At 44.3% G+C, this 12488-nt stretch carries 11 protein-coding genes and 1 pseudogene; 1 reads left to right on the forward strand and 11 read right to left on the reverse strand.

Annotation, left to right across the window (positions count from 1 at the left end; genetic code table 11):
* Positions 1–17: 17 nt before the first annotated feature.
* The 11 genes from AC3A14_RS06870 to tig all read right to left on the reverse strand — a co-directional run bounded on the left by AC3A14_RS06870 (position 18) and on the right by tig (position 11750).
* Positions 18–923 carry a dihydropteroate synthase gene (locus tag AC3A14_RS06870; protein ID WP_318731610.1) on the reverse strand — a complete coding sequence of 302 codons (906 nt, stop codon included), beginning with the start codon at positions 921–923 and terminating at the stop codon, positions 18–20.
* A 64-nt stretch (positions 924–987) separates the two neighbouring features.
* Entirely contained in the window at positions 988–1710 is a 723-nt protein-coding gene (gene tmpR, locus AC3A14_RS06875; protein WP_318731609.1) for a bifunctional dihydropteridine reductase/dihydrofolate reductase TmpR, read from the reverse strand.
* Positions 1711–1798: 88 nt separating this feature from the next.
* A complete protein-coding gene (locus AC3A14_RS06880; RefSeq protein ID WP_318731608.1) occupies positions 1799–2188 on the reverse strand; it encodes a RidA family protein in 390 nt (129 codons plus the stop codon).
* A 93-nt stretch (positions 2189–2281) separates the two neighbouring features.
* Positions 2282–3076 (reverse strand): YdcF family protein, encoded by a 795-nt coding sequence (locus AC3A14_RS06885; protein WP_318731607.1) that lies wholly within the window; start codon positions 3074–3076, stop codon positions 2282–2284.
* A 132-nt stretch (positions 3077–3208) separates the two neighbouring features.
* A complete protein-coding gene (locus AC3A14_RS06890) occupies positions 3209–3532 on the reverse strand; it encodes a hypothetical protein (protein ID WP_318731606.1) in 324 nt (107 codons plus the stop codon).
* Between the two features lie 81 nt (positions 3533–3613).
* Positions 3614–5641 carry a bifunctional diguanylate cyclase/phosphodiesterase gene (locus tag AC3A14_RS06895; protein ID WP_318731605.1) on the reverse strand — a complete coding sequence of 676 codons (2028 nt, stop codon included), beginning with the start codon at positions 5639–5641 and terminating at the stop codon, positions 3614–3616.
* Positions 5642–5712: 71 nt separating this feature from the next.
* Positions 5713–7128, reverse strand: coding sequence for a hypothetical protein (locus AC3A14_RS06900; RefSeq protein ID WP_487778945.1), 1416 nt, complete (start codon positions 7126–7128; stop codon positions 5713–5715).
* A 113-nt stretch (positions 7129–7241) separates the two neighbouring features.
* Entirely contained in the window at positions 7242–8090 is an 849-nt protein-coding gene (locus AC3A14_RS06905; protein ID WP_318731603.1) for an alpha/beta fold hydrolase, read from the reverse strand.
* A gap of 3 nt (positions 8091–8093) precedes the next feature.
* Positions 8094–9458, reverse strand: coding sequence for an ATP-dependent protease ATP-binding subunit ClpX (clpX, locus tag AC3A14_RS06910; RefSeq protein ID WP_318698439.1), 1365 nt, complete (start codon positions 9456–9458; stop codon positions 8094–8096).
* Between the two features lie 14 nt (positions 9459–9472).
* A complete protein-coding gene (gene clpP / locus AC3A14_RS06915; protein ID WP_413038576.1) occupies positions 9473–10159 on the reverse strand; it encodes an ATP-dependent Clp endopeptidase proteolytic subunit ClpP in 687 nt (228 codons plus the stop codon).
* Between the two features lie 175 nt (positions 10160–10334).
* Complete coding sequence (gene tig / locus AC3A14_RS06920; RefSeq protein WP_413039061.1) at positions 10335–11750, reverse strand: trigger factor; 1416 nt, start codon at positions 11748–11750, stop codon at positions 10335–10337.
* 511 nt (positions 11751–12261) lie between these two features.
* Between tig and AC3A14_RS06925 the strand changes: the two are divergent.
* Positions 12262–12488 (forward strand): annotated as a pseudogene (locus tag AC3A14_RS06925) (aspartate-semialdehyde dehydrogenase); the annotation flags it as partial.

Here is a 12488-nt window from a genome sequence, read left to right on the forward strand (position 1 = left end):
GCTACTTACCTCCATCTTTAAATTATACTCAAAGTATCTAAAATCGCTTTAACTTTAGACACTTCATGGGTTCTCAACAGATCGCTTTTTCCTAACGCAGCAAAAACCCCCGTGAGGACTTGAGAACTACTGTATTCTTCCCCAAAAATTTCCAATGCAGTGGGAATTACATTGAAAACAGGAAACCCTAATTTCCTTAGTCTAAACGCATTTAAAAGACTGCTTATTTGATACCTTATCCGATTTGAAGCATTTTGGGATTTATAGTACAAATTGGTGTATCCCAGACCGACTGCTGGATCGATAAAAATTTTCCTGACTCCATGTTTTGTCGCGATTTCGATCTCTTTTCCAAAATAATCGTATAGTAAATCAATCGGATCTTTGGTTACATCTAATTCAAACTCCCCTACATCTCTAGCATGTTTTCCTTGAATGTAACACAAAATAATGGCCGCATCGAACTCAGCCACTATTCGATACATTTCTTCGCTATGTTCGATACCTGTAAAGTTAATGACGTTTGCCCCTGCCTTCAAACATTCCTCTGCCACTTCTGGGTAATAGGTGTCAACTGAACTTAAAACACCTGCTTTACTGAATCCTTCAATAATAGGGAGAAGTTGACTGATTTGTTTCAACCCATCGGCTCTCGCGGCATTTTTGGCAGTAGCTTCAGCTCCAATATCGATGATATCCGCTCCTTGAGCGGTTAAAACCTTACCACGACGAATTGCTTGCTCAGTCGTGTAACAGATGCTCTTCTTGTACCAAGAATCAACGGAAAGATTGACGACTCCTAAAATAGCTTTTTGTGAATTAAACTTAAATTGCTTATGACCAATAGTAAACTCTTCTACTTCAGCATTGTAGTCATCTTTATATTGGTCATAAATGGCGTAAATATCCGCGAGAGAAAACACTTTTAACCTCCGTTTATTGCCTGCTTTGTATTGTAACTTTACTCCATCAGTTCCCGACTATTTATTACAACCGCAAACCCCCTGCAACTTCCAAATTTTGTCCAGTAATGTAATTAGCTTCAGGACTGATAAAGAAACCTACTGCATCGCTTACTTCTTTTAAGGTTGCAGGTCGTTTTGTTGGGAGCAGTGGGATACTTTCCTCTAAACCAATAGAATTTTCTGCGACTCCTGGAGAAATAACATTGACGGTAATGTTGTCTTCAATCAACTCTACTGCCAGGGATTTAGTATAGACAATAATACCCGTTTTGGCAATTCTATAGACGGGATTTATGCGATCTGCTATCACATTTTGGGCACTAGCAAACGCAAAGTTGACGATCCGTCCCCAACCTGCTGCCTTGAGATAAGGAATTGCGGTTTGATTAATATAGAACGCGCTATGGAGGTTTGAATTAAATATTTGATGCCATTCCTCTATAGAGACCTGGCTAATTTGTTTTTCCAAATAGTCACCCACATTATTGACAACTACTGATAAGCCTCCAAGTTGTTGCGCTGCCGTTTCGACGAGAGACTTAGCTTGTTCTGGTTGGGTAACATCTGCTTGTAGGGCAATCGAGTTTACGCCATAGGTAACAGCAGCTTCTTGACTCACTTTTTGGGCTACTTCTGCACTTTTATTATAGTGAAATGCGACATCAAATCCTTTACTTGCCAGATCTAGAGCGATCGCCTGTCCTATTCCCACTGCCGATCCGGTTACCAGAGCCTTTTTTAACATGATCTTCCGATCCTCATGAACTGAAAATATGATTGGATTGAGACAAACGATCTAACTTTACCATGTCTAGGTAAACTATACTATAGGCTTAGTCTGCTATGATTGCTTCTGCTTCAATCTCAACCAAAATTTTGGGATCGATTAATCGACTTACTTCAACCATTGCGGTTACAGGTCGAATTTCTCTAAAAAACTCTCCATGAGCTTGTCCAACACTTTTCCAATCTTCGATATTGACAACATATATTCGTGTTCGTACTACGTCTTTTAGATTAGCTCCAGCCTTGTGGAGTATGGTTTCAATATTTCTTAGGGTTTGTACGGTTTGCGCATAAGCATCACCAGGACAAACAATCTGACTTTGTTCATTAGTTGGGGTCGTTCCTGCTATCCAGACTTGATTTCCAATCCGAACTGCACGTGAATATCCAACAATAGGTTCCCAAGGAGTTCCACTAGAAAAGTTTTCACGTTTCACATTGCTAACCTTTATTTTTTTCTACATTATACTTTTATGAGTATGTTTCTATTTATTCTAGCGATTTTACACGCTATTTAGAGAATGTTGGGTTTAAATCCAACCTCTAAGACCATAGACAAACAGGCCAATATACTCTTTTAAGGCGTTGGTGGTATCTCGCAGGCGACTGCTATCTGGAATAAGACTTAGTAGGGCTGATTCCCAAGTGGTTTCAGTTTCAATGGGACTGAGACCGGGGGGACTGAGGAAGTCTGTGGGTGCGGGAATGGCTTCGATACCTTGTTTTTGGAAGACCAGGAGCGATCGCACCATATGAGTTGCTGACGTTACTAACAATACCCGATTAATTCCCTCTTCGTCCAGAATTTGGCGCACATTCACCGCATTTTCATAGGTATTTAAGGAATTGGGATCTTGTAAAATTACCCCTTGAGGAACTCCTAGCGCTTGGGCAATTTTTGCCATATCTGCCGATTCTGGGGGTCCTCCATCCTTCCAGTCAATGCGTCCTCCAGTGAGGATTAACCGGGGGGCTTTCCCTTGCAGATATAACTGTGAGCCATGTAGAATGCGATCGCCAGCCTCCGACACATCCACCCAAGGACGGGGATAAATTTGGGCTTTAATCCCCCCTCCCAGCACCACAATAGCCTCCGCAGTCGGTAACTCATCTGGAGGAATATGGCGCAGTTCCAGGGATTGAATTAATGTCTGATTCACCCAACCATTACCACCAAGCAATAACACCAGCAGTGCCAAAGAAATCGAAATTGCCGCTCGTTTCGGCCATTTCCACAGCAACACCAAAGAAACGACCATCAACACACAACTTAACCCCATCGGATAAACGAATAGGGGGAGTAACTTAGAGAGAAATAAGAACATATAGCGCTTCGCGCTGGTAATGAGTCATTAGCCACGGGTCAATTGTTTTGCCCCTTAAAGTCCTACTTAAAAAGGAGGATTTAGAGCGATCTTAACATAGCTTATCAAAACAGAAAACACGGTATACGATTCTTATTTCCGCCAACGTTCTACTTTCGTGCGATTTTGGGCTAGAGAATTATTTTCCGCTCTCGGATCGGTGGGTAAAATCCAAGTTTCTTCATTGACCTCTTCCTCCGTTCGCCAAGAGGTTTGAATCCACCAACTCGCCACACCTCCCACAATTCCCCAAACTATACTAATTGGAGGGGAAAAGTTAACCAGCAAAAAAGTGAGGGTAAACCCTAACCCCATCAGCACTCCTCGGGGCAACGTTCTCCTAGATTGAGAAGATACAGCCGGTGTATCCGGTTGTTGGGAGGAAGAATTGGGAGTCCGATCGACTTCATCTGCCATACTACTGGGTTTTTAGTCCTTCTCAATTAGAAATAGATGTACCACATAAAGCGCAAAAACTGCTGTAACTAATTCCCCGCTCTACCACTTAAAAAACCAGAGTCGGTTTTGATTCCCCAGTAACTCTAACACTTTTTGACCATCAATTGGTCTGGAAAAAAAGTATCCTTGTCCCCACTCGCAACCCAATTCAGACAATATTTTCAATTGTCCTAGGGTTTCTACTCCTTCGGCAATCACTTGCATCTTTAAGTGATGGGCCAAATTAATAATTGTCCTGACAATATCCGAGTGTTCCCCACTTTCTCCCATGTTACTTACAAAGGATTTATCAATTTTCAAGATATCTAACGGAAATCGATGTAAATAACTTAGAGAGGAATAACCGGTGCCAAAATCATCCATACAGAGTTTAATCGATCGTTCTTTTAATTGACTTAAGACCTGTTTGACATACTCTGCATTATTAATAGTCATACTTTCCGTGATTTCCAGTTTTAGGTAATGGGCATGAATCTGGGATTGATGAATAATTTGATCGATTTTTTCTAATAAATTAGGTCGTGAGAGTTGACAACCGGATAAATTAACGGCCATGGTTAAGCGATGGTGACCGTAACTTTCCCATCGACGCAATTGATTGCACGCTTCTTCGAGTACCCATTGTCCTAGTACAGCAATTAATCCAGTTTCTTCGGCAATAGGAATAAATTGCACAGGGGAGACTATCCCTAATTCAGGATGTTGCCAGCGCAAGAGAGCTTCAAATCCAGCAATTTCTCCGGTTTGTAAGCAAGTAATGGGTTGATAATAAACAATAAATTGATTATCTTTAAGGGTATCTGGGCTTTCTAATAGTTGGACTGCATGACGCAAATCATTTTCGAGTTTCAGTTGATTCATCACTCGCGTATGGGTTTCTAAATCAAAGACTTCATAGCGAGCGCGTCCTTTACATTTGGCATGATACATGACAATATCAGCATCCCGAAGCACTTGTTCAGGTCGTTGATAACCGGTAGAACTTAGAGCAATCCCAATACTAACAGTAGAGAGAATCTGATGACTCTCTATAACAAAGGGACGAGTCATATCTTGGTGAATGGATTCTGCTAATTGATTAGCTTGGGAAAATGCTGAGATATCAGTTAAAAGAATGGCAAATTCATCACTACCTAAATGAGCAATGGGTGTTGCTTCTATGGACAGATGAGACTGTTTTTGTAAGATCCGATCGAGTCGTTTGGATAACTCAATTAGGAGGCGATCGCCAAGAGTATGCCCCAATGTATCATTAACAACTTTGAATCGGTCTAGATCGAGAAACAAAATTGCAAATTTATACTCTTTTGACTCTTTGACTTTCTCAATCGCTTTTTGCAAATGATCTATAAATAGAGAGCGATTTGGTAAGCCTGTGAGAGGATCGTGGTAAGCATTGTAACGGAGTTGGGTAGCAATTGTTTCTTTTTCGTCGATTTCAGCCTGGAGTTGTTTAACCGCAGCTTTGAGCTTAAATGTTCGTTCCTCAATCGCGGCTTCTAGTTTAGTTTGGATAGTATTGAGTTCTGTTTCGGCACGATGGTGAGAGATCGCTCCCCCAAAACTATCGGCAACAGTATTTAAAATTTCAATTTCTTCTGCTGTCCATTGGCGATCTCTCTGACAATCGTCAAACTCGACAAAACCCCAAAAGTGTTGATCGACAAAAATCGGCAGCACCAGCAGGGAACACACTTGGCGATCGCCTAATAACTGTTTTTCCCATTCTGGCAGTTCATCCTGATAACCCGTAATCGGTTTTCCCTGGGAAAGGTAATCATACCAGCGCCGCAGTATCGTAGCATAGGATAAATTTTGCAATTCTAGATTATTAAAAGGAAGCGAGCTTCTCTCTGGAGTCCATTCCCACCATTGGCTGGCTAATAAGGACTGGGTAACCGGATCGGTATGATTCTGAAAAATATACACTCGATCAACCGCTAGAGCTTTGCCTAAATGAGCTAAAGCCAGATGCATTGCTTCATGACGATCCGATAGGGTAAGCAAGCAATGAGTGGCTTGAGTCACCCCTTGAAGAAGACGAATATGATATTCAGGATCGAGCATAAAATACTTTAATCATAACCATCAGTCTTGAGAGGAAAGAATTGAGCGTCTAAACTGAACCCATGCCCCCACTATGAACGGGGAAAAGACGGTAGATCGATCGCGGCTAAAGACTTGCGTTTTTTCGGGGGTCGCAGGGGATACACTAGAGGAGAAGGCCAATTACCTTGGGGAAGATTCACAGGAACTTCTGATTCCTCAGATTGCGGAGCTTCTTCAGAAGAGATATCCTCTAGTACTTCTGGGCGATCGGAGATGACTTGAACACTTTCTTCCTCTTGTACATTTTCTTGCTCGATCAAACTCTCCTCTGAATCGTCAAACTCAGCACTAAAAGAGGGAGGTTCTGGTTCTAACTCGTCTGACTCTTCTAAAGGTTCTAACTCTCGTGACTGAGCTATCGTCTGGAAGGGAGAATCCTGGAAATCTTCGATCGCCCCACTAGGAGACGGAGAAAGTTCTGGGCTTGAAGATAAGGATTCTTCCGGTTTAAACAGTTGTAAATGAGGGGGATTCACCTCTGGTGAAGGCGGTTGAGCTAATAACTCTGGAGACTCTAGAGAAGAGATTTCTTGATCGGGGGTTTCTAAATTTCTAGTCCTTATTTCCTCTGGTAGAGGATTAGGCAGATTTGTTTCCGATAAAGAGTCTTGCCATTGATTGATTGACCAAGGTTGAATCGCAACGACTTTTGGGGCTAATCCCTGTTCAATTTTGGTCAATTTTAAGCCCTTGAGAGCTTGAGAGGATTCATGGAGGATCTGTTCTCGGTTTGAGGGAGATAATTCTAAACACCGATCCAGGGCATTTTTGAACTGTAAGGTATATCGTTGTTGGCGGTGGAGACGGGTTTGTAAGTCGATGCAAAACTTATCCCGTTGATTGAGTTGGGTGGCTTGTTCGTGAGAGCGTTGTTGGGCGATCGCACAATCTCGTTCGAGTCTCGCTGTTTGAATTTGGCTACTTTCGAGTTGTTCGGTTAAAGTTTGGACTAAAATTTGTTGTCGTTGGGTACTTTGATAGGATTTTTCTAATTCTCGCAAGAGACGTTTATTTTCTTCTTGAAGCGTATTAATTTCTTCTAGACGTTGGGATAAGAGGGCTTCAGTGGCAGGTTGGCGCTCTTGATAGGTTTGTAAGGCTTGTTGAGAGTGAGCTAGGGCACTTTCGAGTTGACTGATGCGATCGAGCAGAGCCACATTCTTATGTAATACTTGCTCCATTTCCTGTTGCACGGCTTCTAAGACTTCTGGAGCAATCCCTTCACTGACTGATTCTTCAATGTCGTGCCAGTTGAGACTATCATGAGCGATCGCATCTAGTTTCAGCTCTACAGAAACATCGGTAAATTCAGCCGGAGGAGGATTTGGATTCACGTCCTCAACCGCGATCGCTTCTGCTTCGATTGGCTTATCCACTACTGATTCAGGGGTTGGCTCGCACTCAGAAGAGTCGAAGGGGGAGGTGGGTGTATGCTCTTCGTTCATAGATTGGCGTGGGAATAACGGGGGAAACTAATTACAGGATATCGAACTTTTGAGTAATGGGTAATAGTGAAGAACCTTAGGTTTCCCCTTCCCGATTCCCTATTTCCGATTCCCTATTCCCCGTTCCCCATAAAGTCTCGCACGCAGGATAGATAAACCGGGGGATCTTCGAGCATGGGAAAGTGGGCTGTTTTTTGAATGACTTGATAGCGAATCTTGGGGTTTAAATCGGCTGCTTTTTTACCCATGGGAGCGGGAATAATCTGGTCTTTTTCCCCAGAAATGAGCAAAACAGGTATGGAGAGCTGGGAAAAGGCGATGGGCATGGTTTTAGCCATGTGTTCGCTCACTGAGGTGTAAATCGTTCCTAAAGCAGCTTCAGTGTCAGCAATCAAGAAATCGGTCAGAAACCCTTGGCGCTGTTCGTCAGGAATGGGGCGACAGAGAAACCGTGCCATAAAAAAGCGATCGGCAAAGGGAATTTTTGCTAACCAGGGGGGACGGAATTTGACCACGTAGCCGCCAAATTTATGGAAGGCTTCAAAGGAGGGGCGATCGTATTCAAAAATGCCGCTACAGGTCAGAATCAGCTTTTCAATGCGCTCTGGATACTTTTGGGCAAAGAGAACGGCGATCGATGCCCCGGTAGAATGGGCGTTAATCCAAACCTTTTGTAGTCCCAGTTGATTCAGCAGTTGGGCGAGATCTTCGGCGTATTCTTCCAGAGCGTAACTTAAGTCTACGGGAGTTTGGGGCAATAGAGAGCGTCCAAAGCCCCGCAAGTCGTAGAGTAAACAGTCAAAATCCTCCTTAAAGGCTTCTGCTGTGGTTTCCCAATAGCGAGCCGAGCCAGCCCAACCATGGAGGAAAACGAGTACAGGTTTTTGGGGACTGGATGCACTCGGGGTTGTGGTTATCCACTGATAATAGTGGTCAACCCCACGGACTGTTATCTCTGGCATGATCTAGGCAGATTCAGGTTTGGGTAAGGAGGAGGGGTGAAGCAAGAGTTCTGCGGTCGATCGCTTCTCAACCATATCTTTGGTAATTACACAGCGAGTCACATCTTTGCGCGAGGGCAGTTCGTACATCACCTCTAACATCAGTTCCTCGACGATTCCCCGTAAGGCTCTAGCTCCAGTTTTACGGCGATAAGCTTCCCGGGCGATCGCTGCTGTCGCATCTGGGCGAAACTCCAGAGCCACGTTATCCATCTTCAGCAGTTTTTGATACTGTTTAACCAAAGCATTTCGAGGTTGCGTTAGGATGCATTTCAATGCTTCTTCATCCAATGGATCGACCACGGCAACTACGGGAATGCGGCCAATAAATTCGGGAATCATGCCAAATTTCACTAAGTCTTCTGGCTCCAATGCCTTCAGTACATCCGCCGCCCGTTTTTCTTTCGGTTGGCTATCTCCCGGTTGAATGAATCCCATGGATTTTTTCCCAGTGCGCTGGCTGACTACTTTATCTAGGCCAACAAAGGCTCCACCACAGATAAACAGGATGTTGCTTGTGTCTATTTGGATACAATCTTGGTACGGGTGTTTACGACCTCCTTGGGGAGGAACATTGGCGATCGTACCCTCTAGCATTTTCAACAGAGCTTGTTGTACCCCTTCCCCGGAGACATCACGGGTGATGGATGGGTTTTCGCTCTTGCGGGCAATCTTATCGATTTCATCGATATAGATGATGCCTCGCTGGGCTTCTTCAACATCAAAATCTGCGACTTGCAACAAGCGCAGTAGAATATTTTCTACATCTTCACCCACATAGCCTGCTTCCGTTAGTGTTGTAGCATCAGCTACAGCAAAGGGCACATCTAGCATATCCGCCAGGGTTTGGGCAAGTAGGGTTTTCCCACATCCCGTGGGGCCTACGAGCAAAATATTCGATTTTTGCAGTTCTATATTATCTTCTGAACTGGGTTTTCCCCCATTTGCTCCAGTATTGTTGAGCTTGGATTGGATAAAACTCAATCGCTTGTAATGGTTATATACGGCCACAGATAGAACTTTTTTGGCTTCTTCCTGGCCAATGACATTATCATCAAGATAATGTTTAATTTCTTTAGGTTTAGGGATTTGACCTAGAGTTAAGTTTGCAGTGCGCGATCGCCGTTTTTTCTGAGCCGGTTCCCCCCGTCTAGGATTGGGAGGAGCAGCAGTGGAACTTGAGTCAAACAGCTCTTCATCCAGAATTTCATTACAGAGTTCCACGCATTCATCGCAAATATAGACCCCTGGGCCCGCGATCAACTTCCGTACTTGTTCCTGGGATTTTCCACAAAATGAACATTTGAGATGGGAGTCATATTTAGACATAAAGCGGCCTCTGATTAAACAGTGGGGTGGGAGTCGGATGGATGGGACTGGGGTTGGGTAATCACCCGATCGATTAGACCATAGGTTTTCGCTTCCTCAGCAGACATAAAAAAGTCTCGTTCTGTATCTTCTGAAATTTTTTCCAAGGATTGACCCGTGTGATGGGCCAATAGCCCATTTAACGTTTCCTTATGATAAAGAATTTCTTTAGCCTGAATTTCAATATCAACCGCTTGTCCTTGGGCCCCTCCCAGGGGTTGGTGGATCATGATCCGGGAGTTGGGTAAAGACATTCGTTTTGCGGCTGTTCCTGCTGCTAACAGAAACGCTCCCATACTTGCTGCTAATCCGTAACAGATCGTGACCACATCGGGGCGGATTTGCTGAATAGTATCATACATTGCCATTCCTGCGGTCACCGATCCACCGGGGGAGTTAATGTAGAGTTGAATGTCTTTTTCTGGGTCTTCTGCTTCTAGGAACAGAAGTTGGGCCACGACTGAGTCAGCCACCATATCATCGATCGCTGTTCCCAGAAAGATAATCCGCTCTCGCAAGAGTCGAGAATAGATATCAAAGGCTCTTTCTCCCCGACCTGACTGCTCAACCACCATTGGAATCACCCCTTGGGGATGGTAGGAAATGATGTCTTGCGAGCGATGACTTTCAGGAGAAGAATACTGGGATTGAGATCGGAATATCATGGGGTTTCTCAGAGATTTGAGTTCCAAGTTAGAGGTTAGTTTATTTTAGGGTCATTTTTAGGCTAATTGACCTCTTGGGTTTATTATGCCTTAATCTCCCCCATTCTGGCAGGTCAACCCAAGAAAAGTTAGCTCTTGTTTCACTTTTAGGGGAGATTCGGTTGGTTATACCCTAGCTAGGAGCGTTAATTTCTGAGGATTCAGCTTCGGGTTGGGTTTCTGGGTTTTCTATCTCTGGACTCGTCTCTTCTGAGTTTAGGCTCCCTTCGGCAACTAATTCTACTGTGCCATTGGCTTCTAGCCATTCGAGGACTTTTTCCCGATTTAAGTCTTCGGTGACGATTTCTTTCAAGCGATCGCGATTAATCTCTTTAGGATCTTCGACTGTTTTTAGCACATCATCCATTTTGGCTTGAATTTCGGATTCATCGGCCTGCAAGGATTGTTGCTTGGCAATTTCGGCGATCGCCAGAGATTCTCTGATCGCTTTAATCGCTTCTGGGCGCGCATTTTGGCGAAATCTAGGAATCTGTTCGGGGGTGAAGACCTTATTCATATCCATGCCTTGATTGGACAATTGCATAGCCATTTGGGTCAACTGCTGGGTCACTGTATCTTCAATTAAGCTCTCTGGCAGTTCCACCTCCACTTTCTCTAACAGGGCTTTCACTAGGGCCTGTTGTTTATTGCTTTTTGTCTTATCTTCTGCTTCCTTAGCAAACCGCTCGGTCAACGAAGTTGTTAGAGCCTCTAGAGTTTCAAATTCACTGACCTCTTCAGCAAACTCATCATCGAGTTCTGGTAGTTCCTTTTCCTTAATCTCTTTCAGAGTAATTTCAAACTCGGCCGGCTGACCGGCAATATCTTCTTGGGGATACTCGTCTGGAAATTTCACAGCAATGGTTTTAGTTTGTCCCTGCTCCATTCCGACAATTCCATCGATAAAGCCAGGAATAAAGCGATCTGACTCCATTTCCACCTGAAAGTCAGTGGCACTCGCGCCGGGGATCTCTGCGGGTTCTGGCACTTCTTCCCCGTCTTTCGCCACTCGACGACCGACAAAATCCACCACAGCCACATCCCCAAGTTGACAGGGTCGATCTTCAATGGGAATTAAGGTCACCCGTTTCTCTTGTTCGGACTTGAGGACTTCATTAACCGCTTCTGGATCGGGTTTAATCTCTTCCGCCTTGACACTTAAGCCCTTGTATTCCGCTAATGTTGGCTCTGGGGGCACATCTACTGCCGCCTTAAACGCGATCGCTTCCCCGGGCTTGAATTGGTTCACGAGGCTATCAAATTCCGACTTGAGTTGGGGAGAGCCGAGGGTGTCTAATTGTTCTTGGGCGATCGCCTCATCTACAGACTGTTTGATTAACTTTTCTACGGCTGCCGCCTTCAGGTTTTGACTGCCCAATTGCTGGATCAGCACATGGCGGGGAATTTTTCCTTTCCGAAACCCAGGAAGCTTAGCGGTACGGCTAAATTCCTTAATCACCTGCTCATAGGCAGCCTTTGATGCTTCGGCAGGCACTTCAATTTCTAAACCAACTTGACTGGCGGGCAATTTTTCCTGGGTAACTTTCATCACTAGATCTGTATACTGAATGGGAATTGAGCCACGGGCAGTGAAGGGGAGGGTCAAGCTCCTGACACACCACGCAATAGTATTATATAATAGGGGGTTGACAATTCAACCCGAATCAAAACAAAAACTTGTCAAAGGAAGTCCTACAGCGCTTTGCGCTGTGGAATAGGGAATAGGGAATAGAGTTGTGGTACATAGCTTTGAGGATTCAAGCTTGTGTTTCATAACGCAAGCAAAGTGCTGTAAGTTGTCAACAGAAATTGGCCCAGAGCAGCCTTAACCTGCTAGAATCTGGAAGATGGTGCGCTCGGCGCTCTGGTGAAAGAGGAATGGAGGAAATTAGATCCTTCTCAGCAGAGCCAAGTATACGGTAAGCTAAGTTCTAACGCCAAAAAAAACTTAAAAGTTTGCTCTATATATTATTCATCTCGTGCCCGATTCAGAAATTTTAAGAAAATCCAGATAGTCTAAACCTGAACGCTAAAGTTTTAAAATCAAGGAGGATCACCTTTTGCCAAAATCCTATAGAGTTGCCATTCTGGGAGCCACTGGTGCAGTTGGAACTGAGTTAATCGACCTATTAGCAGCCCGTAATTTTCCTCTAGAGAGCCTAAAACTCTTGGCTTCTCCTCGGTCAGCGGGACGGACTCTATCCTTTAGAGGGGAAACTCTGCCCGTTGAACCTGTAGCAGAGGGATGTTTCGACCAAGTAGATGTGGTACTTGCCTCAGCCGGAGG

The organism is Roseofilum sp. (assembly GCF_982964205.1).

What these genes read in the sequence shown, in the direction of transcription:
- AC3A14_RS06900 (WP_487778945.1), bottom strand. Translation starts at nt 7,128, where the DNA reads ATGAACGAAGAGCATACACCCACCTCCCCCTTCGACTCTTCTGAGTGC.
- AC3A14_RS06905 (WP_318731603.1), bottom strand. Translation starts at nt 8,090, where the DNA reads ATGCCAGAGATAACAGTCCGTGGGGTTGACCACTATTATCAGTGGATA.
- tig (WP_413039061.1), bottom strand. Translation starts at nt 11,750, where the DNA reads ATGAAAGTTACCCAGGAAAAATTGCCCGCCAGTCAAGTTGGTTTAGAA.
- AC3A14_RS06885 (WP_318731607.1), bottom strand. Translation starts at nt 3,076, where the DNA reads ATGTTCTTATTTCTCTCTAAGTTACTCCCCCTATTCGTTTATCCGATG.
- AC3A14_RS06890 (WP_318731606.1), bottom strand. Translation starts at nt 3,532, where the DNA reads ATGGCAGATGAAGTCGATCGGACTCCCAATTCTTCCTCCCAACAACCG.
- clpX (WP_318698439.1), bottom strand. Translation starts at nt 9,458, where the DNA reads ATGTCTAAATATGACTCCCATCTCAAATGTTCATTTTGTGGAAAATCC.
- tmpR (WP_318731609.1), bottom strand. Translation starts at nt 1,710, where the DNA reads ATGTTAAAAAAGGCTCTGGTAACCGGATCGGCAGTGGGAATAGGACAG.
- AC3A14_RS06895 (WP_318731605.1), bottom strand. Translation starts at nt 5,641, where the DNA reads ATGCTCGATCCTGAATATCATATTCGTCTTCTTCAAGGGGTGACTCAA.